Annotated in this window: 33 protein-coding genes, 1 tRNA gene and 2 pseudogenes; 6 read left to right on the forward strand and 30 right to left on the reverse strand. The window is 39.9% G+C overall.

Annotated elements, in window-relative coordinates:
• Window positions 1-19: 19 nt before the first annotated feature.
• The 5 genes and pseudogenes from HMPREF9007_RS14585 to HMPREF9007_RS0124950 form a co-directional block, all read right to left on the reverse strand.
• Window positions 20-2,668 carry a hypothetical protein gene (locus HMPREF9007_RS14585; RefSeq protein WP_008761291.1) on the reverse strand — a complete coding sequence of 883 codons (2,649 nt, stop codon included), beginning with the start codon at window positions 2,666-2,668 and terminating at the stop codon, window positions 20-22.
• A gap of 329 nt (window positions 2,669-2,997) precedes the next feature.
• A complete protein-coding gene (locus HMPREF9007_RS14580; protein WP_008761293.1) occupies window positions 2,998-3,423 on the reverse strand; it encodes a hypothetical protein in 426 nt (141 codons plus the stop codon).
• Between the two features lie 36 nt (window positions 3,424-3,459).
• Window positions 3,460-3,696: a hypothetical protein gene (locus tag HMPREF9007_RS14575; RefSeq protein ID WP_008761294.1), complete on the reverse strand. Its 237-nt coding sequence runs from the start codon at window positions 3,694-3,696 to the stop codon at window positions 3,460-3,462.
• Between the two features lie 12 nt (window positions 3,697-3,708).
• Window positions 3,709-3,903, reverse strand: a complete 195-nt coding sequence (locus HMPREF9007_RS14570; protein ID WP_008761295.1) for a hypothetical protein — start codon at window positions 3,901-3,903, stop codon at window positions 3,709-3,711.
• 431 nt (window positions 3,904-4,334) lie between these two features.
• Window positions 4,335-4,766: pseudogene (locus tag HMPREF9007_RS0124950) on the reverse strand (hypothetical protein); the annotation flags it as partial.
• A gap of 45 nt (window positions 4,767-4,811) precedes the next feature.
• Between HMPREF9007_RS0124950 and HMPREF9007_RS27115 the strand changes: the two are divergent.
• Window positions 4,812-4,880, forward strand: a tRNA-Val gene (locus tag HMPREF9007_RS27115).
• A 30-nt stretch (window positions 4,881-4,910) separates the two neighbouring features.
• Complete coding sequence (locus HMPREF9007_RS27120) at window positions 4,911-5,078, forward strand: hypothetical protein (RefSeq protein WP_165000520.1); 168 nt, start codon at window positions 4,911-4,913, stop codon at window positions 5,076-5,078.
• Between the two features lie 61 nt (window positions 5,079-5,139).
• Here HMPREF9007_RS27120 and HMPREF9007_RS14565 read toward each other — a convergent pair whose 3' ends face one another.
• The 21 genes from HMPREF9007_RS14565 to HMPREF9007_RS14480 all read right to left on the reverse strand — a co-directional run bounded on the left by HMPREF9007_RS14565 (window position 5,140) and on the right by HMPREF9007_RS14480 (window position 18,691).
• A complete protein-coding gene (locus tag HMPREF9007_RS14565; RefSeq protein WP_032850345.1) occupies window positions 5,140-5,802 on the reverse strand; it encodes an NUMOD4 domain-containing protein in 663 nt (220 codons plus the stop codon).
• A gap of 26 nt (window positions 5,803-5,828) precedes the next feature.
• Window positions 5,829-6,734, reverse strand: a complete 906-nt coding sequence (locus HMPREF9007_RS14560; protein WP_008761299.1) for a phosphoadenosine phosphosulfate reductase family protein — start codon at window positions 6,732-6,734, stop codon at window positions 5,829-5,831.
• Window positions 6,731-6,904, reverse strand: a complete 174-nt coding sequence (locus HMPREF9007_RS27125) for a hypothetical protein (protein WP_008761300.1) — start codon at window positions 6,902-6,904, stop codon at window positions 6,731-6,733. The genes HMPREF9007_RS14560 and HMPREF9007_RS27125 overlap by 4 nt, the downstream gene beginning before the upstream one ends.
• A gap of 12 nt (window positions 6,905-6,916) precedes the next feature.
• Entirely contained in the window at window positions 6,917-7,114 is a 198-nt protein-coding gene (locus HMPREF9007_RS14555; RefSeq protein WP_008761301.1) for a hypothetical protein, read from the reverse strand.
• Between the two features lie 12 nt (window positions 7,115-7,126).
• Window positions 7,127-8,389 (reverse strand): DNA cytosine methyltransferase, encoded by a 1,263-nt coding sequence (locus tag HMPREF9007_RS14550; protein WP_008761302.1) that lies wholly within the window; start codon window positions 8,387-8,389, stop codon window positions 7,127-7,129.
• Window positions 8,386-9,366, reverse strand: a complete 981-nt coding sequence (locus tag HMPREF9007_RS14545) for a DUF4373 domain-containing protein (protein ID WP_008761303.1) — start codon at window positions 9,364-9,366, stop codon at window positions 8,386-8,388. The genes HMPREF9007_RS14550 and HMPREF9007_RS14545 overlap by 4 nt, the downstream gene beginning before the upstream one ends.
• Window positions 9,351-9,779, reverse strand: coding sequence for a VRR-NUC domain-containing protein (locus HMPREF9007_RS14540; protein ID WP_032850346.1), 429 nt, complete (start codon window positions 9,777-9,779; stop codon window positions 9,351-9,353). Before HMPREF9007_RS14540 ends, HMPREF9007_RS14545 begins: the two co-directional genes overlap by 16 nt.
• Window positions 9,721-10,386, reverse strand: coding sequence for a DUF4494 domain-containing protein (locus HMPREF9007_RS14535; protein ID WP_032850347.1), 666 nt, complete (start codon window positions 10,384-10,386; stop codon window positions 9,721-9,723). The genes HMPREF9007_RS14540 and HMPREF9007_RS14535 overlap by 59 nt, the downstream gene beginning before the upstream one ends.
• A complete protein-coding gene (locus tag HMPREF9007_RS14530; protein ID WP_004318052.1) occupies window positions 10,383-10,658 on the reverse strand; it encodes an HU family DNA-binding protein in 276 nt (91 codons plus the stop codon). Before HMPREF9007_RS14530 ends, HMPREF9007_RS14535 begins: the two co-directional genes overlap by 4 nt.
• Window positions 10,659-10,671: 13 nt before the next feature.
• Window positions 10,672-10,878: a hypothetical protein gene (locus HMPREF9007_RS14525; protein WP_008761306.1), complete on the reverse strand. Its 207-nt coding sequence runs from the start codon at window positions 10,876-10,878 to the stop codon at window positions 10,672-10,674.
• Window positions 10,879-11,085: 207 nt separating this feature from the next.
• On the reverse strand, window positions 11,086-12,000 hold the full coding sequence (locus tag HMPREF9007_RS14520; RefSeq protein ID WP_008761307.1) for a hypothetical protein: 915 nt from the start codon (window positions 11,998-12,000) through the stop codon (window positions 11,086-11,088).
• A gap of 19 nt (window positions 12,001-12,019) precedes the next feature.
• Window positions 12,020-12,418 carry a hypothetical protein gene (locus HMPREF9007_RS14515; RefSeq protein ID WP_008761308.1) on the reverse strand — a complete coding sequence of 133 codons (399 nt, stop codon included), beginning with the start codon at window positions 12,416-12,418 and terminating at the stop codon, window positions 12,020-12,022.
• Window positions 12,419-12,769: 351 nt separating this feature from the next.
• On the reverse strand, window positions 12,770-14,233 hold the full coding sequence (locus HMPREF9007_RS14510; RefSeq protein ID WP_250786389.1) for a DEAD/DEAH box helicase: 1,464 nt from the start codon (window positions 14,231-14,233) through the stop codon (window positions 12,770-12,772).
• Window positions 14,175-14,387, reverse strand: coding sequence for a hypothetical protein (locus tag HMPREF9007_RS26110; RefSeq protein WP_008761310.1), 213 nt, complete (start codon window positions 14,385-14,387; stop codon window positions 14,175-14,177). The genes HMPREF9007_RS14510 and HMPREF9007_RS26110 overlap by 59 nt, the downstream gene beginning before the upstream one ends.
• A complete protein-coding gene (locus tag HMPREF9007_RS14505; RefSeq protein WP_032850348.1) occupies window positions 14,384-14,821 on the reverse strand; it encodes a DUF1367 family protein in 438 nt (145 codons plus the stop codon). Before HMPREF9007_RS14505 ends, HMPREF9007_RS26110 begins: the two co-directional genes overlap by 4 nt.
• 2 nt (window positions 14,822-14,823) lie before the next feature.
• Window positions 14,824-15,486, reverse strand: coding sequence for a hypothetical protein (locus HMPREF9007_RS14500; protein ID WP_008761312.1), 663 nt, complete (start codon window positions 15,484-15,486; stop codon window positions 14,824-14,826).
• 39 nt (window positions 15,487-15,525) lie between these two features.
• Window positions 15,526-16,686: a hypothetical protein gene (locus tag HMPREF9007_RS14495; protein WP_008761313.1), complete on the reverse strand. Its 1,161-nt coding sequence runs from the start codon at window positions 16,684-16,686 to the stop codon at window positions 15,526-15,528.
• 18 nt (window positions 16,687-16,704) lie between these two features.
• Entirely contained in the window at window positions 16,705-17,661 is a 957-nt protein-coding gene (locus HMPREF9007_RS14490) for a recombinase RecT (RefSeq protein WP_008761314.1), read from the reverse strand.
• Between the two features lie 106 nt (window positions 17,662-17,767).
• Window positions 17,768-18,037, reverse strand: a complete 270-nt coding sequence (locus HMPREF9007_RS14485; RefSeq protein ID WP_008761315.1) for a hypothetical protein — start codon at window positions 18,035-18,037, stop codon at window positions 17,768-17,770.
• A 19-nt stretch (window positions 18,038-18,056) separates the two neighbouring features.
• A complete protein-coding gene (locus HMPREF9007_RS0124955; RefSeq protein ID WP_004318077.1) occupies window positions 18,057-18,290 on the reverse strand; it encodes a hypothetical protein in 234 nt (77 codons plus the stop codon).
• Window positions 18,291-18,499: 209 nt separating this feature from the next.
• Complete coding sequence (locus HMPREF9007_RS14480; protein WP_004318078.1) at window positions 18,500-18,691, reverse strand: hypothetical protein; 192 nt, start codon at window positions 18,689-18,691, stop codon at window positions 18,500-18,502.
• Between the two features lie 118 nt (window positions 18,692-18,809).
• Here HMPREF9007_RS14480 and HMPREF9007_RS14475 point away from each other — a divergent pair, with 118 nt between their 5' ends.
• The 4 genes and pseudogenes from HMPREF9007_RS14475 (at window position 18,810) to HMPREF9007_RS14455 (ending at window position 21,301) form a co-directional block, all read left to right on the forward strand.
• Window positions 18,810-19,166, forward strand: coding sequence for a helix-turn-helix transcriptional regulator (locus HMPREF9007_RS14475; protein ID WP_008761317.1), 357 nt, complete (start codon window positions 18,810-18,812; stop codon window positions 19,164-19,166).
• Complete coding sequence (locus tag HMPREF9007_RS14470) at window positions 19,163-19,501, forward strand: hypothetical protein (protein ID WP_008761318.1); 339 nt, start codon at window positions 19,163-19,165, stop codon at window positions 19,499-19,501. Before HMPREF9007_RS14475 ends, HMPREF9007_RS14470 begins: the two co-directional genes overlap by 4 nt.
• A 520-nt stretch (window positions 19,502-20,021) precedes the next feature.
• Window positions 20,022-20,537, forward strand: a complete 516-nt coding sequence (locus HMPREF9007_RS14460; protein ID WP_008761320.1) for an outer membrane beta-barrel protein — start codon at window positions 20,022-20,024, stop codon at window positions 20,535-20,537.
• Window positions 20,538-20,727: 190 nt separating this feature from the next.
• A pseudogene (locus HMPREF9007_RS14455) lies at window positions 20,728-21,301 on the forward strand (porin family protein).
• Window positions 21,302-21,393: 92 nt separating this feature from the next.
• On the opposite strand, the gene HMPREF9007_RS14450 reads toward HMPREF9007_RS14455, so the two are convergent.
• From HMPREF9007_RS14450 to thiC, 4 genes are all read right to left on the reverse strand, one after another.
• Window positions 21,394-22,002: a thiamine phosphate synthase gene (locus HMPREF9007_RS14450; RefSeq protein WP_008761321.1), complete on the reverse strand. Its 609-nt coding sequence runs from the start codon at window positions 22,000-22,002 to the stop codon at window positions 21,394-21,396.
• 61 nt (window positions 22,003-22,063) lie between these two features.
• A complete protein-coding gene (locus tag HMPREF9007_RS14445; RefSeq protein WP_008761322.1) occupies window positions 22,064-22,756 on the reverse strand; it encodes a HesA/MoeB/ThiF family protein in 693 nt (230 codons plus the stop codon).
• A 4-nt stretch (window positions 22,757-22,760) separates the two neighbouring features.
• The gene (thiH, locus tag HMPREF9007_RS14440; protein WP_008761323.1) at window positions 22,761-23,885 is read right to left on the reverse strand and encodes a 2-iminoacetate synthase ThiH; all 1,125 of its coding nucleotides are present in this window, start codon (window positions 23,883-23,885) and stop codon (window positions 22,761-22,763) included.
• A 71-nt stretch (window positions 23,886-23,956) separates the two neighbouring features.
• Window positions 23,957-25,548: phosphomethylpyrimidine synthase ThiC (gene thiC, locus HMPREF9007_RS14435; RefSeq protein WP_008761324.1), on the reverse strand; the 1,592-nt coding region annotated here is incomplete at its 5' end.

Below are 25,548 nucleotides of genomic sequence, written 5' to 3' on the forward strand. Positions count from 1 at the left end.
AAAAACTAACCTATGTAAGTTATCTTGGTTTATTAAGCATACGGGGGGTGAATTGGACGGTAAACCCCAACAAACTTTCAGATTTGTCTAGTTTGCATATTAGTACAAGTCGGAATGCTTTGTATGGTGTGCCATGGAAACCTCGCATATATTTATCGGTACTACTCCATACTGCATGCCAGTTGAATAAATCATTTGAGCCATACAGAACTTGTGAGACATGGCTACTCTTGAAATATCCGCGTTGTATGATGGTGTCTATTGTTTTGAACATGTTTGGATCATCTATTTTGAACGGACGAGTGACAGCCAATGCAGTAATAGGTTCTATTGTGTTATCAGGCTGTGAGAAATTAACGAGATCATTATCTGAAGTCATAGCGAGTGCATCAGGATAGGAGTTTAAACCACTCATGATGTTACTATGCATCATTCCCCATTGCTTACTATCCATTGAATATAAGTAGGCATAGGTACATGATGGGTTGTGAATGATGATACGTTGGTGTATATAGTCGTAAATCATCCTACATGTTTTTAGAAATTCGCGGAAAGTTAGAAATTGAAACTCTGTTGAATTAAATCTTGTATTATTAACCAATTTATTCAAATGGGGTAAAGAATTGATAGAGAAAGCCAATTCACTGTCCAAAATATCCGAAATACATTGGCTTGTAGAACCGCTAATAAGCATAATACCACGGTCAGTCGCAAATAGTACAGCATTATCAATCTGGGTTATACTATCGGAATTAATACACACATCACGTGTGATAGGCTGGCGGGCAGAGTAGGAACCGGTAGAAGAAACCTCGAGGGCCCAAATTCCATCAGTAGAGAAACAGTAAAGAGGAAATTGACCAAATTGGCCTTGTGATAAAGCCTTTGCGGCTGAACTGAGTCCAATGATTGTACCTGTTCCAACAGTGCAGACTCCGAGAGCGGGAAATGAAAAAGGATCGTTTACATCAGAAGTATATATTTTATTTGGATATGGGATTCCGATTTCTGTATCAGTAATGAGGCTCATATCGGGGGTACTAGAGAAACTCGTGTTGATACTTCCGTATACTCCGTTAAGTGTTTCATGTTTATGTAATTTGCTATATGAATAGGATTTTACTCCATTGTTATCTATACGTTCAATAATAAGCTCTTTTGCATTGATGTTGGGATAAAAGAAGTATGAATCAACGATATTCATTGGTATACCGGAAAGAAACTGTACCATAACTTTTCGTTTCTCGGCTTCAATGAAGATGTATGCTTTATAAGAATATGTTTTCTCAACGGCTTTTTTAGTTTCGTTATCATACTCTCCATTAGCATATTGAAAACAAGATTCAAGTGGGAATGTCGGAGGGATAATAGTTACTCCGGTCAGATTTAGACGTGCGTTGTATGGAAATGCATGTTTTGCGACAATTGTTCCCATTAAATTGCTGTCACCCTCCATTACTTCTTTAGCCTCAAGTGAATTGAGAGCACCATTTTCAATAGAAACAATGTTCTCACCCGATTGTATTTTTTTTACGTCAATGGAAGAGATAAGGTAGAAAGGTAATGAAGAGTCATCATCTACAAGTGATTTACCTGACATTCCAAAAAATAAAGAGTCAGTATTGATTGATTCACGTGCGTTGTGAAGCCGATATATTAATTCCCCGTTAACATTTTCATTTCCGGAATTAGCGCAATACTCTAAAAATGCACCAGAACCGCCCAAAGGCCCCAAAAATCCGTATGGAGATATTGATTTACACATATTATCCTGATCGACTGTATAGAGTGGGGGAGTGATGAATATATCAATACTTCTGACTAATTCCCCCCATTCAGAGATGGATTCTTTCACTTCGTCGAAATTTGTTATCTCGTAATATAATCTCGAGGTAACATATGATACGACCATATTGAATTTGGTGTATAGACCATTATTCATTTCATAACCTGTATAATGTATGAGATAAGGTATGCCGTATGACGGGCAGATTTTAACTGGAGGTGAAATGTAGTTGAGTGTTCCGTCGTACATACGGTAAGCATATCTTATCATGAACGGGTATTGGAATGAACCTGCTGTTTTAGCATCGGCAGTACATTTATTGGTATATGCCAGAACGGTGTCTCTTACAGCTTGGCTGGCTTCTGTTGAGAGAAGAAACGAACCTAAAGAAGCAACCATATTAAATCCTGGGAAACTAGCAGATAACATATCCGAGTTTCCCATAAATGCTCTTAGTCGGAAAGAGAGCGATGGAAATACCGGATTACTTCCCATGAGTACATATGTTCCTGACTTGTAGAGGGCATAAATTATGCCCTCAGATGTGAGTATGATTAATGTGTTTCCAAGTGATGTTACCTGATAGAGTTCTCCAGAGATAGATACTATATCTTCGGGCTGCTTATCAGTGTCATTAGAGGATAACCATTGTAAGGCGGCGGATTCTGTATCGTAGATTATGTAATGTTTATATACCGAGATGTTGTGTATGTATATCACCTTTTTTCCTTGTGGGAGAGTAAATAAACATTGAGGCTTTTGAATGCCTTTTAATACTCCATCTTCAGGAATAAGATTCATTGCAACTGACAAGTCACCATCTGCACATTCGTAATCTGATAGATTGGCAGAATATCCATTGTACTTAATCTCTTTTATCATATTACAAAAGGTATTTAGTGATAATTGGCAATAGTTTACCGTATTCGTTTTCCGTTGGTTCTCCTACACATAATCTTGCTTTAGCTGTTGCTCTACATTCTTGGAGAATTGCTGTACAAAGTCTGCTTGATGAAGTTCTGAAATGATTTCCTGCCTTATTTGTTGGGAATACCATTGCTTCATGCCTCCCGTTTGGTGAACGAAGTCTAACGTACAGGTAAAATTCATCTTGGTCAATCATTATGTCCAAAACATCTCCGCGTGAGAGCTGGAGATGTTTTGCGACGCGAGCACTAATATCTATCCTTCCTGATGCGTAAAAGGTGATATCAGCTTTTCGGGTGTTTCCTAATATACTTTGCATTTGGCTTGTCGAATTTATAATAAGTTTTTCCTTGTGGAGTTTTCTGAATTGATACGGACAATTTTACTCGACAGTTATCGGATAGTCCATATTCATAAAGGATGCGGCCGACTGACGGACAGAGCGTTTCAAATCCTATACATTTATACTTGTCGTTGTATTGAATATCGCACATTTGGGTTGCTTGTTCAATAACTGGATTGATTATGAATCCGAATGTATCGTCTCCAGAAATATGGAAAACGAATACACGCGCTGCATCACTCTTCCTGGCATTATTCTTGATATGCAAGAACAAGCGTTTGGAAAGCGTTATAGAGTTGTCGGCAGGGTCGGCAATCACATAATACAGCAGTGATTGCCACCATAATTTTAACTTACTGATAATCATAGTACGAAAGTATGATGAATGATTAGCTTTTGTAGTTTAACTTTTTACTGACGTATTGAGATGTACTCGACGAGAACGAAAGGTAACTGTTTCGACAAAAGTAAACGATAAGGTTGTTTCGATTTCCAATCGATGCCGGTTAGCGGCTTCTTTTGTTGCAAAAATGTAAGAACAGATTTCTTGTTTGGTTGTACCTTTGGTAGCTACAATATTGGCATAATATTTGCGTCCGAAGAGGAACGCAATGATTTCTTTTAATACTGTTGAATTCATAATCTATTGGTTTTAATCTGTGAATAAATTCTTTTGTTCCGGTTGTTTGGGAGTAGGGATGATGCTATTAACACGTTCAATCTCCCGGTCAATCTCGGCTTCGAGTGCTTTGCAAATTCGTAAATTAGCTTGAGTACGACATTTGAAATATTCTTTTTGTGCTTTGCGCATCTGGACAACTTTGGTAAAGAGTGTTTTTGCATCCATTATTTCTTATATTTGTATTGTTCTTTAAACATCGAATCCGCTTCCTGAAATTGTTTTGTAAAGCGGTTTTCTTTATATTCTCTCTTGAAAGTCACATATGGGACTTTCTTTGTGCTACATCCTACTGTTAGAGCAAGAATAACACATACTAGTAGTATTTTTTTCATTTCTTATTTGATTTACTCTAATCGTTTGATATAGTCCTTCAAATCTTCAATTGTACCACCATCTTTGATTAGCAGTTCTAAATCAGACTTAACAACCCCATAATAATGATTTTGCTGTGCATCATCAATGACAGATTTCATTGTTTCTAAATCATAGTTAGAGCGACTCATACTTCCCAAAGTAGCGTGTTCCAGTACAAGGCAAAAACGTTCTTCCATTTCCTCTAAATTGCCCGAAGTATTTGCATCTTGATTTTCAGAGTACACCTTATTTATTTCGTCATTGATTCGGAACATACTATCACTTATGAAGTCGTATATCTTATACATGAGTTCCGGTTCTTGCTCCTTTGGAGAATGCACCATCACCCTTTTGCCGGCTCCTTTCATCCATCCAGCTTCAGTATTTGCAGAACGACCACAAGGAAGAACCATCACACAGACATCAGCCCACTTCATTGCATTGAAATCTAAATCAAAACCTTTCTGTGCAATCGGATGGTTGAGAGCTTCCCGATATTGCTGAGTACTCCAATTCTTCCAGTTAGGGTCAATACTCGACCACGAAAAGCCATAACTCATATCACCATTAGGATGCGTAAAATCATACACTTCGTGACCTTCATTTCTGAGAAACGATACAACATCTCGCTGATATGAGTTTCTCCAACTACTTGCTACATAAATCTTTGCCATACACTATAAATTTTATTTTAAAATTATTATTTTTGCATCGTTGTTGTACTTGTGGCCGAATGGATAAGCTCCATCTGACAAATGGATATGTAGGTTCAAATCCTTCCAAGTACGATTATTGTCAAATTAAATATTGATAAAAATATGACACCACTACTATTAACTATAGCAGCTGGGGTTATTTCAAATTTATTATCAAATTATATTACCAAAAAATATCAGAAAACAACCCCGGCAATAATATACAACATCACCAATATAAACTATTATGGAGACGTTCAAAACGTTTATCTTGGCAGGGTTGAAAAATAATTTTTTGGAGGGAGCGGGTTTTTCCCGCTTCCTTTTTTATTCATTTCTATTCTGATTTGAATTAATACACTCCATGCAGTCTGTTATCATAGAATGACATAATTTTCTTCTTTCTTTCTCTTTGTTTAAATATAATATTCCTTATTGTCACTTTTAGAAATCCTCTGAATGTACCGACGGCCCGTTCTTTTAACAGTATTCCGTTCGAAAGAATGGAACGGGCAGCGCTCCATAACTCTTCCGCTTCATGACGTCCGATTCCAAATTTATGATACACATAACTAATTATTTCTTCTTTATAGGTTTCTATCCGGTGGAAAAGGACAGATGAGTCTCCTGTTTCCCATACGGAAATAATAGTTTGCATATCCCTGTATGCATCCAGTTGCAACATTTCAACATCACCACTCTCTATTTTTTTTCTATTCGTTCTGATCTCTTCGAGAAATTCGTTCCTGCTAAAAATCCGAAGTTCATTCAAGGTGGTTCCTCTTACACAAATACCATCCAACTTGCACCGGTCTATCCCGTTGAAAGTAGAATACATCAATTTCCCTATTGAAATATTCAAATTTTCTCCTCTGCGTTTATGTATCTGAACCATAGTATTTCTGGCTAGCTTCAAAATAATTTCATGACCATTCTCCAGTATATGTTTCACACGTCCTAAACTACTCACATAATACCCGGGAAATCCTACTATTTCTTTCCAAATTTCATTCATCTTTATTCTGATTTGAATTAAACTTCTTATTCGCAAAGTCCATGATAAAGGCTCATGCAACTATATCCACCTTCTGGCTCAAACATATCATCCATACCGACATTGTTACGGTTCACATACTCGAAAACTTCCTGTACTGTTGGGTAAGTTCTATTCTTGCAGAAGCGATTGGGGATGTAACTGGGTGAGAAGAAAGACGAACCTTTTGGAGTTTCTTCTTTCATCCTTTGCTCTGCATCTATCAAGCGGTTACGCCCGAACTCTTCTTGTGAAATGAGTTTGACTTCCTGCTTTCGGCACATAATACAAGGATAGCAACCAACACGGGAAAATCCACGAGAATACAAAGGATTTGGCTTTTGTCCGGCAGATAAGATATGATTTATTACTTCTTGTGCCGACCACTGAAAAATCGGACGGGAAACGCTTGCATCATAGTGTTCACACCATTTAAGTACATCTTTTCTACGATAATCCTGCTTCCATACTTCAACAATCTTTCCTTTGCGATTCTTTTTAATGCGTTCGTAATACTCCCCAAAGTAATTGCATTCATAGGGAAGTTTAGCACGCTCTTCACTTTCCTTTGCCCGGATGCCTTGTATAATCACGCAAGGTTCAGTAAGTGAGAGAATGTAATCAATCATCGGTTTAATTTTCAATTCTGAAGTACAAAACCTTCTTTGGGAAGACGGGAACCGGGAGCGCTTGATAGACATATCTACAAAATCAGTATATTTCTTGCTTCTCAAAACTACTAATTTAACATCAAGCTGTTTGCACACGTCACTAATATGTTGATAGGTTTCGGGATGCTCCCAACCAGTATCACAGAAAACAGCTTCTATTTTATCGGCTCCGTATTTATTGGTAGCCTGGATTAAACAGGCTTGCGAATCCTTACCACCGGAAAAACTTACTATTATTTTCATTGCATATAGACTTTTTTATTTTCATCTTCAAAATATACTGTTTCATACTTATTGCGATTAAAAGCAATAGGGAGGTTCTCTATCGGACAATATCCGAGAAACTCATACACTATTCCATTTTTGCGAATAGAGAATAGGTCACCTATTTTTAAATTCTTGATTTCGCTCATTTTTTATATTTGTTATGGTTTAACTTCTTTGTATATTACATCAGGGTGATTCTCACAATATTTTATAATCTTTTCGTTTCCTTCCTGCCAACAAATAGGCACAGAGGCTAAACTTCTTACATTTTTTGCTAAATCACAATCGTTGCAATTTTCTTTCCCCTTAACTTTGATTCGTTCATATTTCTTGCCATCTATAATTATTTTACTCATTTCTGATTAGTTTTACTCTAATTGTTCTATTTCCTCAATTGCTTTGAAAATTTCAAGAATCACCTGCGGAACTATGGCGTTTCCGTATCCTTTGACTGATTCCTGTCTCCACTTTGTGAAAGGAATGGTAAGGTTGTCCACATCAAAGGGAAGCCCATCATTTCCTCGACAAACAGGGGATTGAGTAGGGAAGTTTTCCCAGTTTGAGCGGCTATGTAATGATTCAGTTCGGATTTTCTGCTTGTACCGTCCTTTCTCTCCTTGCAGCATCCGTTGTGATGGGAACTCGCAGTAGGTGTTGGGATCAATCCGTAATCCGGACGCTTCGAACTGTGATATCCTGCCTGAATGAAATCCTGGTAAGTCACCATTGAATTTGTAGGAGTCGGCAACATTCCGTTTACTGCCATTGCTGTCAATGCAGTACCCATTTGGCTTTTTGGATTGTATTTTTTGCTGTATTTGTCCGCTTCCCGAGCATTGGGAGTCGGAAGCAACTGAACCATTCTTGCAAGTCCTACACTTCCGTTTATCCCGTTTTGATTGATCTTCCTCGGAGTTCCGTTTCCTGTTGTAATAAAATGGTCGTTCTTTCCAATTATCGCTCCGGTTGTTGCATCGCTTGCCATTGGTGTCGGGAGCAATTCCATCGGATAGAACCTTGTCTTCCCGTTCTCGTCGCACATCTTCAGTCCTTGAGTCTGCACAGTGGGCAATAAACCACACTCTGTCTCTTCTGTGGGGCGCTCCGACAGCACAAGCCGGAATAAGCAACGGTTGGACGGAATATCCTTCTCGCTCAAGGTCTTTACAGATGGTTTCGACAACATACTCTTGTCGTAGCAATATTCTTTTTCGGTTATCTTCTCCGAAAAGAGAGGTTTGGCTTCCCACTTCAGTCTCCTTGCCGGGCTGAACCATCGTGAGGATTCCAGCAACGTTTTCACCAATAACCCAAGCGGGTCGGATTTCTCGTATAGCACGGAGCATGTGTGGCCAGAGATAACGGTTATCATCCGCTCCCTTTCTCTGACCTGCGAGGGAGAAAGGCTGGCAAGGAAATCCGCCTGTGAGGACATCGATTCTTCCTTTCCATTGACTAAAGTCTGTTTTGGTAATATCTTCATAATGTTCAGAATTGGGGAACCAATATTTTAGTATCTCATTGCAAAAAGGGTTTATCTCACAGTGAAAGGCATTTTTCCAGCCCATCCATGAAGCTGCAACGCTAGGGGCATCAAAGCCGCTGAATAAACTGCCATGAACTAATTTCATTTTAGATTTTGTTTATTAATACTCATTTGACATTCTCTCAACTTTTTGAGCAGGAATCTGCCGGGCTGGTTGATGCCGCCTTTTTTAATTTCGGCAATCAGCTTTTTACATTCTTCGAACAGTGTCGGGTCTTGGATATATAGGCGAACTGAATCAGCATCGGATTTTGTCAGGTTCATTAGCAGAAAAACATACACAAAGTAGTTTTCATGAGACATCACCCTTATTTGTCCTTCACGCTCCATTCTTTGTAGATTTTGGATGATTATATAGAAGTCACACCTTGAGGGGTTGTCTAACCATTGCTTGATGAGCCCCGTGCCGATAGATGATTCTTTACCGTTTTCGGCAAGGCGCATAGCTTCCCATACGTCATTTTCTGTTATACCCGGTTTACCACGCAATTCTGTCTTAATATCAAAATATTTTTCAGAAGAAGGAGACGAAGTTATTCTTCCTCCTCTGTCCGACGAAACGAGCCCGTTAGGGGGAGTTTGAGGAGGTATTTTCTTTTCTTTTATTTCCTTTTCTTTTATTTGTGTACTTTCTGCGGAGTTTTTGGGCTTTTCTTCGGAAGAAATGCGTTTATCTTCGGAAGAAATAAGGTTAAACTCTGAAAATTCACACTTTCTTCTGCAATCATCACATATTCGTTTATAGCGTTCTTGTATTCCGATTGAAGTGAGAACTTTTTCCTTATCAAAGAGTTCTTTAGAAAACAACCCTAATGCCAGGCAACATCTGACGACCTCCTGTATATACGCTTCTTCAAAACCGGTTTGTTCCGATAATATGAAGGGCAACTCTTCGTCCCACAACATGTAATACCCATTTTTATAGATAAGACAAAGCAGGAGAGCATATACAGTGACGGCCTTGCCACGCTGGTACTTGATCAGTTTCCTTATTTTTATGTCCTGAAAAAAGTCAACGTCAAAAGGAAAATAGTCGAGCCCTTTTTTTACATTTCGTCCCATAATTCTGCATTTTTTAGAAACTCATCCACCTCACGAATGAAATCATCTAGCGAATGGCATACAACATATTTGTATTCTCTGTTTTCACAGATCATCTTTTGCCATTGTTTTTGCGATGGGGATTGATAGCCACCTTTCTTTTTCATTTCAATGAGTAGAGCACCGTAATCACGATTGCTTTTCAATAGGATCAGGTCAGATACACCGGCTATTACACCCTCGGCTTTAAGTTTTGATGCTGTTACAGCATCACGTCTACCACCATTTGGTACGGCGAATAGTCGACCTTTCAACTTCGGGTACTTCAAATTGAAGTACTTTACACAAGCGCATTGTATGCGGTGTTCCTCATCGTTATGTTTTTGCTTCTTTTTTTGTTTTCTTTCCTTTGAGAGCATCTCTTCCAATGTCATGGCTGTTTTCATTTTTAGGTGTAACAATAGTGTCCTTGCCAGTTTTGTCGACTACGACTTTCTTTCCTCCAACTGTTATTGTTGTCTTACAACCTTCAGGAAGTGATTGGATGAAATTGCGTACAATAGGGGAGTTGGCATTTTCGCTGATGGTATCTGTAATGGATTCTTCGTTAGAATACGGGTAAACATCCATAATAGCGGTTTCGGAAACAGATGCAATTTGATAATCTGCCATTGTTCCCTTCATGCCTTCGTCCAGTTTCTTCACTGCGTCACGTAAGTCGGCAGCCTGTACCAATACTTGTGTGGAAGTCTTTTTTTCCGCACCGCTTTTATCATCCAGTGTGATAAAAAATAGTTTGCATTTGAACCAGCGGTCGGCACTCGCTTCGTCGCTAGGGAAGAGTTCACTATAGTTGGCACGTTTAATGTCTGATATAGTAAATTCTCCAGAGATAAATGGGGTCATTTCTTCGATGATCCGTGCTTCGGCCTCTGTAAAGCTAAGTGCATCGACAAGATAAGGTTCTGTAACTTTCTTGTTCATTCCATTTTCCATTACTCTTTCGTAACGGATTTTACATTCAAACCATGTGTGCATCATAAATTCATTCGAGCTTTAAGTTGTTTACTAATGATGAGCTTGGCAGAGCGTTGAGCTGGAATAACAACTGTTGTTCCCTTGCTAATATTCCGTGCTTTCTTTCTTTTGGAGGTGTGTGCCTTAATTGTGGCAAAACCACGGATATAAACACTCTCACCTCTACAAAGAGAATTTTCAATAGCATCAAAAACGCAATCTACGGCTTGAATAGCTTGTGAACGACTAATAGTCGTATTGTTGATGACGTGTTCAACGATTTCAATTTTCTTCATTGTTGTATTTTTATTAAAATAGTAAATCACTTCCGTTAGGTCTACAATCCTCAATTTTGTACTGAGTATCTTCAATTGATTTTATTGTACATAAAACGTATGCTTTCTTCTTAAGAAGAGTAGCAAGTCTTTTCGCTTCATTTTCGGCGCTTTCCAGATTCTCATGTTTGTAGGTAGGAGTGGCGCATCCTTCTACAAATACCATATAAAATTCATCCATAGCTCTATTTAGTTATTTATAAATAGCCCGCATTTCCCGTTAATTTGGTTTTCCTCTGCTACTGTTTCGACCTTGTAACTCGTACTGCCAACGCAAGCAAGACTAACGAGGATAGATGGTATCTTAATGTTTGTCGATGTTGGCCATCTGTTCCATTCCAAACTTACTGATTACTACAAGGTGTTTACGGACTATTTTATTTTACTTCTATTCTAATTGTTTTAAATAATATTTGCACTTGAATCCTTTTCGTGGTGAAAAGTCGGCAAAATCACAAGATTTAAATATTTGATGTTTGTTAGCCCACTGTGCAATATCCTTTTCGTATAATGTTGGTTTGCGATCATTATTAAAGTCTCGGTATGGTTGTACAAAAGGTGAGATTCCCAACTCCTTAAGTCGGTTTAACCGATACATATCTTGTTCAATTGTTGAGTTAAAGCCGACTAGAACATAGCAAGACAAATTACGAGGTTTGATATATTTAGTCACTTCTTTTAGCTTTTCAGTAAGGTCAATATCCGGTAAATCCCAAGCAATGTGGATTCTTCTTTTCAATTTCAACTTACTCAAGTAAAATGCTTGCTCCTCATTCATGATCCTGACATCAACACCATGGAAATTAACCATTTGTCCAGCTTTTATAAGATAGTCAATAGCTTCTTTCCATCTCGGGTTTGCAAAGAAGTTGTTGTCTAATACTTCTATCCATTCTCCCTTGGGATTCAGGTCTACAGGGTGGACGGACCGGATGTAGCCCTCTTTTTCCCGAACCAGACAAAATGGGCATTTCCGGATACAGCCTCTTGAAAAGAACTGAATAGAAAAATGATATTGTGGATAAATGGAATAATCCATGAGTGTGCTACAAGATATTTCAAATGGAAGCTTCTTATGAATATCATAACCGGTTCCTCCTTTTTCGATAATATCAGCTTGTAATGTCATATAATTAAAGTCTGGAGTGAAAGTAAACACTTTGCTCGCTAGAACTTTATCATATCTGTTGAAAGGAGTAGCCCATTCTACTTGATCGCCTTTTGCCTTATGATATGCAGAGGCACGCATAAGAGCGAAGTTTGGAAAGTTATGACCGTCAACGTCTATTAATCCAATGTTCATTACCTATTGTTTTAAATTATTATTCACCCAGCATCGTATTATACATCGCACGCTTCAAATCCGGGCGCCAGGCAAGACAAGACTCTTGCGGATCGCAGAAGGTGTCAATCAGACATTCGGCGGCGGTAACAACGCGCTGCCAGTTGCTGCATCCGCATAATCTCATTCTGCGTTTAATAAACTCGTATAAGACAAGACGGTTGTCCACTTCATCCTCATCACAGTATTCTTCCTCGGCTATTTCTTTACGGATGGCAAGAAGTTCCAGTTTATCCTCGTTGTCATCATCCCACTCTGTCCAGCTTTCCTCATTACTCCACCTATTGTTGAAGAGTTCCTCCATCGGAGAAAGCAGATTGTATACTTTCTCAAAGTCATTCTTGGATGCTTTTGCTATTGTTATTTGATGTGTTGCCATATTATTTTTATTCTTGATTTGAATCGTTAGATAGAAGTAAGACGATAGCTGCAATGGCAAAAGTCATTCCTAAGATGGCATACGTATATGACTTAGATGATTTGGATTCTAAGGCAAAATGAAAGTTCAAAGCAAAAAGGATGACATTTAAAACCACAAATATTATATCGAAATAGATTCTCATATTACTTTATTTACTGGTTACTACTAATTTTTTATTCAGTTTTTTTATTAGTTGTCTTATTACCCATGCGCGACATACATTACGTTGTCCGGGGTGATTGTCATACATTATTGCAGCGTCATCAAGATATTTGATAATTTTCTGCATGTCTGTTTTGCATACTTCCATTATCCCGATGCTGTTAAGAATGATTTGACCAATTCATTGAAATACATTTCATCGGTCGGAATATCATCGTCAGAGTTCATAATCTCGGAAGCGATGGATTTCTTACGGTGAATAAGGGAGTATATCGTATGGTCGATTGTACCACGACCAAGCAGATAATAACAGGTTACATTGTCCTTTTGTCCTATACGGTGCGCACGGTCTTCACATTGACAGCAATCTGCATATGTCCATGCAAGTTCAATGAAAGCAACATTTGAAGAAGCTGTGAGTGTGAGACCAACGCCGGCTGCTTTAATGGAACAGATGATGAGTTGCACATTGGGGTTGTTCTGGAAAGCATCCACGGAAGCCTGTTTGTTTATTGCGCTATCACGTCCTGTAACTGTGACGGCTTTCGGAAATACCTTTTGCAGTTCATCTACAATCTCATGAAGCGAGCAGAACACAATCAGTTTTTTGCCACTGTCAAGGAATGTCTTGATAAAGTCAACAGCTTGTGCAATTTTCCCTTTGGTAGCTAAGGAACGAAGTGTCATGAACTTCACAAGTGCTTCCATACGCATCTTGCGGCGTATTTCCCAATCTGTACATTCTGTATATTCTTGTAGGTATGTAGCGAGATCGGAAGCTGCAAGATTGTATTCGGCACTGTTAGATATATCAACATACAGGTCTACTCGTGTTTTGTCAGGTAGCTGGGGAAGTACCTTTGCTTTTTCACGGCGTATCATGCAAGTATCATAGAGTTGCCGAGATAGTTCGGAAAGTGGTACAGCCGGTTCCGCATCCTTGTCCTTCGGGTCAGTGCAATAGTCAGCTATGAATTTTCCTCGACCGCCAAAGTCGTTTAATCTGTTCATGATAGAAAGTTGCGCTATCAAATCCTCCGGACGGTTGACAACGGGGGTACCTGACAGGAGTATTATCCATTCCTTGCCAACAGACAAACCTTTGGTAAAGATTGTTTGCTGTGCAGACGGGTCTTTCACACGATGGCTTTCGTCGATGATGATTGATTTGAACATCTGTATTTGAGGACAGAATACAACATCTTTGAGACGGAACTGCTTACTTTTCGCTTTGATGTCCCAAACAAAATATTTGCGCAAACTTTCGTAATTTACCACTGCTACCTGATGTACTCCCATAGATAACAAGTAATTCCATGTTGTACGTACAGCATTGTCAAGAACGACCGCAGATTTATCCGTGAATTTCTCGAACTCGCGTTGCCAGTTGATTTTGAGCGAGGATGGGCAGATAACAAGACAAGGATATGCATTGGCTGTATCAACAATGCCGATACTTTGCAATGTCTTTCCTAATCCCGGTTCGTCACCGATAATAAGACGGCGGTGTTCCAGTCCATAAACTATACCTTCACGTTGATAGTCGTATGGTTCAACGCGCAGATGATGTTTGAGTCCGTTCATTGTTGTATTTCCAACCATTAAGTTCATAAACACGTTTCTTTGCTTTCTCACGATCGTAGAAGATTGGCTCACTAAGTACCGGAGAGGCTGACTGAAAGCTATCTGTTACCTCTGTATAGCGGTATATGCGGAATCCTCGTCCGTGTGGAGTGTAATGATATTGTCCTACCTGTGGTTTCATTTGAATTCTTCTATTTCTGTGATTAAATCATCTTTGTCAATACCTTTGATGTACTTGTTGAGAACAAGGTCAATACATTGGTTATAGAATTTCTCAAATTCGTGTTGTTCCATGGCGGCAAACGATATACTGAGATACTCTATTTCATGTTCACCATATTCGTTGAGAGTGTTAGTGAAGTAGCCAAGGTCACGTTTGAATCTGCGAAGCATATCCTGTTCATTATGTATATGCCATTTTTCGACTAATGGTAGGGGCAAATTGTCGAAAGTAAGGCGTACCAAAGCGAAAAACTTCTTGTGGTGCTCATAATTGCGGGGATTGCTAACCTTACACTTGACTACATTACCAATCTTCAAGTGTTTCTTTAGTTCGAGGTCTGTATTATACAGAGGAACTAATCCATATTGAGTTACTTTGCAATATATGTCCATTGTTAATTGTCTTGTGGAGTTAAACACCAGTATTGGAAAGCCAATTCTTCATATTTCTCGCGTCCACGGTTGTAGACTTTATCATCCCGATTGATGAACTTCTTGAATACTTTGCAGTTCTTTTTGCTGATAGCATAAATGAAATCACGGTTGGAACCTGCAATGTCCATATACCAAGCACGACTCCTGTCCCAATCGAAGAAGTCAATCGCTTCTTCAAACTGTTGTTGTGTTGAGGCAAATGTGGTTTTAAGATCACCGCCGAAAAGACCGAGCCACCAATCCCACTTACATCTTGTATCAAGTGAAAAGGGGAAACCGCAATAAGTAAATTGTTGTTGTGTGTTTACCATGAAACGCTGTGTTTCGGCATAACCAAGCACTTTAAAAAGGAACTCATCGCGGCGTGCTTCCATGCGAAGTGCTTTCTGCATTTCTTGTGCATGTCGGAACTCATCTTCGGTATATTGTTCATCATCTACTGTCAGGCGGTAGTAGTCTACTCGTGCTGGTTCGGTAATAATTGCATCTACCAATGAGCCAAAACGAAATGCAGCTTCTTTATCACCAAATTGCATTCGAGGATGAAGAATATTTTTCAGTTCGGTGAGGTCAGAGTTACTGACCTCACTACGACTATAATATGTATCGGGATTGTGACTCATGGTTACTTTGCTTTCACATCGTCAATATATTGTACACTCTCATTTTTCAATATAGACACTATCCTTGTTAGCCAGTTTTTCACAGAACGTAATTTGTTTCTTGAATAACTTACTCAACTCTTCAACCGAAAGTGTGCACCCTTCTTTACTCCACCACATTGAGAGTATTGGCATGATACCTTCAGGATTAAGTAACTCTATTTTTTGAGTGACTTTTACTTTGGGCTGATAATTCTGCATAGAAGCCTGTTCAGAAAATAATCCGTTCATTTCAGCTTGCTGGCGTGCCATTTCCGCCTTTTGCTTTTCTTCCTCTTCTTTGCGTTTGCGTTCTGCCTCTCGCTCTTCGGCTTCCTTTCGTTGGCGTTCTTCCATTTCAGCTTTGACACGTGCAGCTTCGGTCGCATCAGCTTGTGCCATACGTTCGAGGTTTGCTTTCTTTGAGGGCAGACGGTCAAGAATGAAATCCTTGTTGTCTTGGATTTCTGCAGTGTATTGTTCGGTAAATTGCTTACCAAGGCGTTCCTTTGTGTCAGTTTCAAATTGTCGAAGCTCGTCTACCGAAATATTGGCAGGTATACGGATGAGAGTATGGAGATTATGTAACCAGTCAGCAGGAAGAGAAACCGAAAAGTTCTTTATCTCACTGTACACTGTGTTATAGTTCTCGAGCGTAACACTGTTATCCTTTGTAGTGAGCCAATTGATGGATTGATTGAGATATGTTTGGAATTGTGCCTTAAAATCCCCTTCAATGTCTTGTCTCAATTTTACACGGGCTTGTTCCGCTTGTTGACGTTTATACTCTTCCTGACGGCGTTTTTCTTCTTCGGCACGTTTCTTTGCTGCATATTGGTTACGGTATTGTTGGAGTTTATAGGGGATAGTATCAACTTTGGTGGGGTCAATAGCATTCTCTATTACCGTAAACTCTCGACGGATGTCATCAAAAAGTTTTGTGACAGGCGAACGTTTTTCGTTCATCTTCTTGACTGTTTTACGTGCTTTTTCGATGAAAAGAGCTGCCTCTTTATCAAGTTCGTCAGTCATTCCACCATTAGTTGTAATGGTATTGAGTATGGATTGCCCGGCACTGATACATCTTTCACATGACAGCTTGTTGTCACTATATGATTGTGGAGCAGCAGACACTATGGTCTGTATATTTTCCTGCTTGATGATTACTAATTCTGAAGACATATGTACAATGTATTAAGGTTAGAAAGTATCATCGTTATCTCCTTGACTTGCTGGGTCAATAGTTACCCCTGCCGACATATCAGGTTGAGGCGCGAAATGTTGCTCTTCTTGCTTTTCTTGTGGTTCGGGTTGTGTGGTATCGATTCCACTGTAAGGATCGAAACCTCCTTGCGGGGTATCAATGATGTCGGATTCCATGACGGAACCTTTACCGATATTGATTTTAGGATAAGTCTTGAAAGCGTGTTTGATGCATTTGGCAATGAGGAAGCCGGTATCAATCTGCCCATTGATATTGTAGAGTGCATTGCTTTTCACTACAGTTTCTCCGGTGCGGCGGTCTTTATAGGAATTTTGTTTCTCTGAATAACCTTGTAACCGTTTCCAGTCGGTTTCTGTCATAACAGAATAGTCAATTGACCCATCTGCACGTGTGATTTTGACAAAGCAAGCAACAATACGGTCGCTTTTGCGAGGAAATGCAGACATATAATTGACAATCTTCACTCCGTTCTTCTCTCCATATTCAAAACTATCTCCGTCATAGACAATAACTGGATTGTCGGCATGGCGTATCTGTCCAACTTTTGCACGCAGTGCCAGCTCTCCATATCCGGAGATAGCGAGACTGCATGCTTTTTCCCAAACTTCTTTGCCGTTTGAATCAACTCCCACTTTGCAGTTACGGGTAAGAAGATAACACAGTGCTTGCGCACCAGGAGCCAATGTGATACCTTTGACAGCAAGGTCGATAAACGCATAGAAGATAGATGTTCCGGAGCATAAGCGCAACTCATCTTTGTCGCGTAACTGCTGGTTGAAGTAAATAGCTTCACGTTCATAGACGTTTTCTCCGCCTTCTTTCCAAATGGAATTATACACGCTGATAAACTGGCTACGTACACGTTCATTGCGTATTACGTCAATTGCTTTCATTTGTTGCAACTCTTTAGCCAATGAAATAGCATTGCTCATAATTAAAAATTTAAAAGGTTTATAATACAGTTTGCTTTTGTGATCCGAAGCAGATTCGAACTACTACTTTCTATTGATGTGCTTCCTACACTATCGGATCTGGTTGTCATTTGAAATAGTCTTGTTGTTTTTGTTGAAGGACGCGTAACTCTACTGTGCGATATTCAACTTTGCCCGGGCGCTTACAGGGATTTATCTTACCCTGCTTGCGCCATCTATCCACATTGCCGCGACCGAACATTGCGTATGCTTGTCGCTGACTAACCATTTCGGGATCGTTGCGTGTGTCAGCAAGCATTCGAACCACTGATGTAGCAACATCGTGGATGAATGTGTCATAAGTGACAGATTTATCTGTGAAATCAAGTGTGAACATAGAGTGTTACTTTCTTTGATTATTGTGACAATGCATCGTAATATTGTTTATTGGCCATATATTCATCGGCTATTTGGCGGTCGGTGCATCCATTACCGAGTTTCAGATATATAGCCTCGTATGCCTCTTGTGGCATAGCATAAACTATTTGTTCTGTACGATCAGTGGTACCTGCTATACCGAGCAAGCAGAAGAACATAATGAAGCCTGCTACAAAAACGACGATTTGTTTAGTGACTCTGTTGAAATTCATAATTTAATTTTTTACGTACACATTGTATTTATCTAGTGATTTCTTTCACGATTGAAAAGCAACGCATTGGTTGCATTTATGTCGATGAAGTTTGTCCAACCGGCTTTATGTAGTGCAATTGCCGCTTCTCTGATTGTTATTGAACCATTCTCAACTTTATCTCTTAGTGATTCTAGTATACTTCTCATTACTTCTTTGTTATTTATGGATTATTTTAATCGGGTTACTGTTATGGTGCGTTTTTCGCGATCAGTCTCTGTTTGATACTTGCGGTCAAGAATTAACCCGAGGTCAGATGCCTGGGCACGCACACTCTTGGTTTTCGCTATGGGGAAAGTAATCTCTCCGCCTACTTTCAAATCCGTTAAAGCTGGACGTACTTTTACTTGATTTTCTGCCATTTTCTTTGAGGTTTATGGTTTATTGTTTAACTTTATAATGCAAATGTAGTGTTTGCGCTATAAATGTAGCTTAAATACTACGTTAATAATATCTAAAACGCTACATATTTTTTGTAAAATGCTGAATGTTAGAAAGATTGAACAAGCTATGTCCGATGCAAAAATTACCAAGGCTCAATTGTATAGTCGGACTAAAATTGCGAGAACTACACTTGATGCAGTTCTCAATGGAAGTGATGCTAAAATCAGTACTATTGAAACGATAGCTAATGCTTTGGGAGTGCCAGTTAGTTACTTTTTTGATGACCAACAGGCAAGCCATAACGCCATTGCCAATGGTAATAGTTCTGTGGCAGCTATTAATAGCGATGTGACAGTAGGCCAAAATGTTTTGCTTGAGGAAAAGGTGAAACATTTAGAGGAACTGCTTGCGGAGAAAGAAAGGCTGATTAAGGTTTTAATGGAAAAGAAATGAATGGAGAATACCCGTTTTGTGAAACTGATCCATTGATGGACGACCTTAAGAAGGCTGCATTTAGTGCAATCTATAAAGATGCTTGTACAGATTGTCAAAATTGGATTGATACTCTAATAAATTGTTATTCAAATGAGGTAGTAAATGCTCTAGGCGATAATCCTTTTGATATAAATGCAGAGTTGGAGGATATGTGGAATACGGTGGATTATGAAGATCCCCAAACTGGAGTTTGTTTAACTTATCAAAATTGGGCAGAATATTTTGCAGGAGAATTTGGGCATATAATTTATGATGAACTGATTAAAGCTAAGAAAATGAATGGATATAAATAAGCTATTTACATTTCCTCATATATCAAAGGTGATAAAAGTTTTATTGTTTGTTTCTGTGTTGATTGTAGCCTTTCTTTTCGCCCTCAATGGACGTTATTCACATGTGGGAGGCCTTTTGTATTTTGATAAGTGGACAAAGGAGATAAAAAAATATGAAGTAATTGAATGAAAAAACGCTGTTAACAAATAGTTGTACAATATTATAGAAGTCATTGAAAAGCAATGATAATTAGCTGCGGCTCAGGCAGCAATTGAAGGATAGAAAGATAAACTGGTTAGAAAGTTAACTTTCTGATAATTGGGCTGTAATCGTCTCGTGAGAGAATGATTACAGCCTTTTTTGTTGGATGATGTTATTTTTAATTGTATTTGTTCAGCCCTGATAATCAGCCATTAATAATGATTTGTTTGGTGATTATTATAAAAAACTAACTAAATATTTGTTTAAGATGAAGAAGTAGCTTAATTTTGCCCCCGAAAACAAAACATGTTTTTATTTTATAACTTAAAAAGAAAGAAGATGAAAAAGGGTTTATTATTGGTAGTTGTAATGTTAGCAACTATCGCTGTAAAAGCACAGGACATTTACGTAGGCGGATCATTGAACGTATGGCGTAACAGCACAGGCAACACTACTTCTTTTAAAGTTGCTCCGGAAATCGGCTACAATTTTAATGAAACATGGGCATTGGGTGCTGAACTGAACTATTCACACGAATATGTGAAACAAGTGACTGCAAATTCAGTTACTGTTGCTCCGTACATCCGTTGGTCTTACTATCAGAATGATGCTGTACGTCTGTTCCTGGACGGAACTGCTGCTATTGGTTTCGTGAAAATCAAAGATGGTGATACCACTAAAGCAGGTCAGATCGGTTTGAGACCGGGTATCGCTGTTAAACTGAACGATCATTTCTCTTTTATCGCCAAGTATGGTTTCTTGGGATATCGTAAGAATGTGAACACTTCCGGAGATTCTTTCGGTCTGATGTTGACTAGCGAAGATTTGTCTATTGGTTTCCACTACAATTTCTAATCGGGTAGTAGATAATAAAAAAATAGGAAAGGGGATTCTCTGAAATAGGGAATTCCCTTTCTTTGTGTGTAATCTCTATATTTTACACGTTTGTTAACGAAAAAGTTGTTTGATATATATATCAATCATATATTTGCATTGTTAATTAAACAGATGATTTAACTATAGTATTAATTAAAACTTTAGAATTATGAAAAAGAGTGCTTTATTTATTTTATTTGCGCTGATTTCAGTTGCTGGCTTTTCACAGATTACAGGTTGGAATGCTAAGGTAGGAATGAACATTAGTAATTATACAGGTGATGCTGATTTGAATGCAAAGATTGGCTTTAAACTTGGAGGTGGTTTTGAATATGCTTTTGATAATACTTGGTCATTACAACCATCATTGTTTTTGTCGACTAAAGGAGCAAAAAAAGGATGGTAATAGCATAAATGCAATGTATTTGGAATTACCAGTTATGGCTGCTGCTCGTTTTAATGTTGCGGATAATACAAATATTGTGGTTAATGCTGGTCCTTATTTGGCATGTGGTATTGCTGGTAAAACCAAAATTGATTTGGGGAATGATACGGAACGTAAGTATGATACATTTGGTGATGATGCTTTAAAACGTTTTGATGCCGGTCTTGGTGTTGGAGTAGCTTTGGAATTAGGTAAGGTTATTGTAGGATTGGATGGTCAATTTGGTTTAGTAGATGTAGAAAAAATAGGTAATCCTAAAAATACAAACTTTTCTATTGTATTAGGATATAAATTCTGATAAGAAAATTACTAAAAAGTAAACCGCTGTAAAAGATTACTTACAGCGGTTTCTTTATTTATGATTGTATATAATATTCGAATCGATATTTCTTAGTCCGCCAATTTCTTTAACTTTTTGAAATGCTCGATCACAGCCAGATAATTCTGATCCAGACAGGCATCAAATTTATTCCAGAGATCCCCCAGTACAACAGCCCCTCCAAATCCGAAATCTTTTATTTCTAGTAGATTATCTTCATTAATACCTCCAAGTGCCATTACTTTTGAGTCAATGATCTTAGCTTTCTGTGCCTCACGAAGTTCTTCTGCCGTATAAGTAGAATAGTAATTAACCTTCGAAATACTATCGTAAATGGGACTCATGAAAACGTAATCATAGAAATGCTTTCTGTTCTTCACCTCTTCTACGGAATGGCAGGAACAACTGACGTGTCCGGCATAGTCATGCGGTTCGCTCGGATTGCGTGCATTCAGGTGGATACCCATCAGATTGAACTCTTCTTTCAGATAAAAATGTTCGTGTGTCACAATGCGGCGATGATATTTTTCCGGAATCAGCGTCAGTAATCGTTCGGAATACATGGCCGGTGTCTCAGGTTTTCTGAGATGTAGAATATCCAGTCCCTCCTCGAAAAGAGCGGTAATGATCTTATCTTCTTCAACGAAGAACGTGGGCGTGGTAACTACAATTAGTTTCATTTCCTGTGTAAAGTTGTAAAGTTTAGCAAAGTTACTAATTAACTATTTCAGAAACCAACGTTTATAGTGAAAATTTGTTAGATTGCAATGTGCGCAAGTCAATAGTCCATAGTTTACCTGATAATACTTCGCCAAATCCACAGATAATCTTCAGCACTTCCGTTGCTTCGATGCTTCCTGTTACCGCAGGAGTAATGCCCATTACACCTTTGGGAGGCGGAGGCATTCGCCTCATTTCTTCTTCGTCCGGATATAAGTCCCGATAACTTTTTTTCTCTTCTCCGTAATGAAAAACGGATACCTGACCTTCAAAGCCGCAGATTGCTCCATAGACATACACTTTCCCCATTTCGGCACAGATGTCATTGATAAGATAGCGGGTAGAAAAGTTGTCGCAGCCGTCTACTACTATATCATACTGACTGATAATTTCCTGTGCGTTTTCCTCCGTTAAACGGATTGGATAAGTCCGGATAGTTATCTCGCTGTTAAGTGCGGAAAGTCGTTCGGCGGCACATATTGCCTTGGGTTTACCTAATTCTTTCTCCGAATAGAGCACTTGCCGTTGCAGATTACTGATGCTGACTACATCGTCGTCTACCAGTCCAATGCAGCCTACTCCTGCTCCGGTCAGATAGAGGGTTATGGGAGAGCCTAGCCCTCCCACGCCTACAATAAGAACCTTTGCTTGCTTCAGTTTCTGCTGACCGTCTTCTCCGATTTCGGGAAGGATCATTTGCCTGTCGTATCGCATCGTTTTATCTTTTAAAGTCAAAAGACTGGTCCCAATCCTTCCAGACCGGTTCACGTCCTAATTTCCTCAGGTCACGTTCCACTTCTACCGCTTTCCGTTCGTCACTCACATGGAACTGCTCCAGTGTTTGCGGGTAGCTGTAATATCCGCCCGGTTCTGTCTTGCTTTCGGCACTCATGGTTGTCACGCCCAGTGTTGCCATGTGATTTCGTATCTCGGCGCTTTCACGGGTAGAATAGGAGATATCTACATCATGATCGAAGATTCGCATGGCGAAAGTAAGCTGTGCAAGTTCCCGGTCGTTCATGATAACATTGGGTTGGAAGCCATCGTTTTCGGATGGACGCATACGGGGGAAGTTGACGCTGTATTTGGTCTTCCAGTAGTGTTTCTGCAGGTAGCGGAGGTGGTAAGCCATCATTGTCACATCTGTCCGCCATTCCTCCAGACCGATCAGGACACCCATGCCGATCTTATGGACACCCGCCTGTCCCATACGGTCGAATCCATCGACACGCCATTCGAATTTGGACTTCATGCCTCGCGGGTGATACTTTTTATAGTTCGCCTTATTATAAGTTTCCTGAAAGCAGATGACTCCGTTCAGCCCGTGATGGGTGAGTTCTTTGTATTCTTCCGCTTTGAGGGGCATCACTTCAATCTGAAGGTTGCTGAAATAAGGTTTTGCCAGATCGAGAGCACGGGCGATGTAAGGTACACCTGCTGCTGCCGGATTTTCACCTGTCACGAGTAAAAGATTCTCAAAAGGAGCCAGCCGTTTGATTGCTTTGTATTCGTTGATGATTTCCTCCTCCGTCAGAATCGTTCTTTTCATCGGATTACTGATATGGAAACCGCAATAGACGCAGGAGTTGGTGCATGAATTGGTGATATAGAGCGGCACAAACATAGAGATTGTTTTGCCGAACCGCTCCATCGTATATTTCTGGCTGAGGCGGGCCATCACTTCCAGATAGGGAGTGGCGGCAGGTGAGATCAATGCCATAAAATCGTTGACATCCAGATGCTCTTTTTTGCCTAATGCACGGCGCACATCGGCATCTGTTTTGGAATAGATGGCTTTTGTCGTCTCTTCCCAGGATATTTTTTCTAATTCGTCTGAGAACATTTTAATTAATTGAAAGTTGAAAATTAAAAAGAAATGAGGTTGTGACTTGGTTTGGGGATATTCACAACTCATTATTTATCACTCTTGGCATTTTTCTTCAAATCACGGGATAATCTCATGGCGCAGAAATTTGGTCCGCACATCGTGCAGTATTCTCCGTCAATGTGATGTCCCGCGCGGAAATATCCCTGTGCCCGTTCCGGATCGAGAGACAAGTCGAACTGATCTTTCCAGCGGAACTCGTAACGGGCTTTGCTCAAGGCATTGTCGCGTACCTGTGCTCCCGGATGCCCTTTGGCAAGGTCGGCAGCATGAGCGGCAATCTTATAAGTGATAACCCCTACACGTACGTCTTCTTTATCCGGCAGGGCAAGATGCTCTTTCGGAGTGACATAACAAAGCATAGCTGTACCTAACCAGCCGATTTGAGCAGCTCCGATGGCAGAGGTAATGTGATCGTAGCCAGGAGCGATATCCGTCACTAAAGGGCCGAGTGTATAAAATGGCGCATCATGGCATTTCTCGATCTGACGTTCCATGTTCTCCTTGATTTTATGCATCGGTACGTGTCCCGGACCTTCGATAAATGCCTGCACGTTCTTTTCCCATGCACGAAGTACCAGTTCTCCCATCGTGTCCAGTTCTGCAAACTGTGCTTCGTCGTTGGCATCATGGATAGAGCCCGGACGCAGTCCGTCTCCCAATGATACGGCAACGTCGTATTGAGCCAGAATATCACAGATATCGTCAAAGTGTTCATATAGGAAACTTTCCTGATCGTGCACCAGACACCATTTGCTCATGATGCTTCCTCCACGGCTGACAATGCCGCACAGACGTTTATCGGCAAGATGAACATTATGACGGCGGATACCTGCATGAATCGTAAAATAATCTACTCCCTGTTCGCATTGTTCGATCAGTGTGTCCCGATAGATTTCCCAGTTAAGGTCTTCCACTACGCCATTCACTTTCTCAAGTGCCTGATAGATAGGTACAGTGCCTACCGGTACAGGGCAGTTGCGGATGATCCATTCACGTGTCTCATGAATATTTTCTCCTGTTGAAAGGTCCATCAGCGTATCACCTCCCCATTTGCAGCTCCATAAAGCCTTTTCCACTTCCTCGTCAATGCTGGAAGTGGTGGCGGAGTTTCCGATATTCGTATTGATTTTCACTAGGAAGTTACGGCCGATAATCATCGGTTCGGCTTCCGGATGATTGATGTTGGCAGGCAGCACTGCACGTCCTTCTGCTATTTCTTTACGGACAAATTCGGGAGTAATGTGAGTCTCGATTCCCAGTTCCTCACAGTTCATATTTTCGCGGATCGCCACATATTCCATTTCCGGAGTGATGATTCCTCGTTTGGCGTATGCCATCTGAGTGATGGCTTCTCCCTTTTTGGCACGATAGGGAAGGGCAATGTGTTCAAAGCGGAGATGATCCAGACTTTTGTCATCACGTCTCATTTGTCCGTATTCCGAAGTGATTTCGGGGAGTTGCTCTACGTCACCGCGTCCCACAATCCATTCTTCACGTAAGCGGGGAAGTCCTTTCTTGAGATCAATGCTCATTGACGGGTCACTGAACGGACCGCTGGTGTCATATACGTATACTTCCGGATTCGGAGTAGCTATCTTTTCTTCGCCTTCGAAGCTGA

This window comes from Bacteroides sp. 1_1_14 (assembly GCF_000162515.1).
Classification (GTDB): Bacteria; Bacteroidota; Bacteroidia; order Bacteroidales; family Bacteroidaceae; genus Bacteroides; species Bacteroides thetaiotaomicron.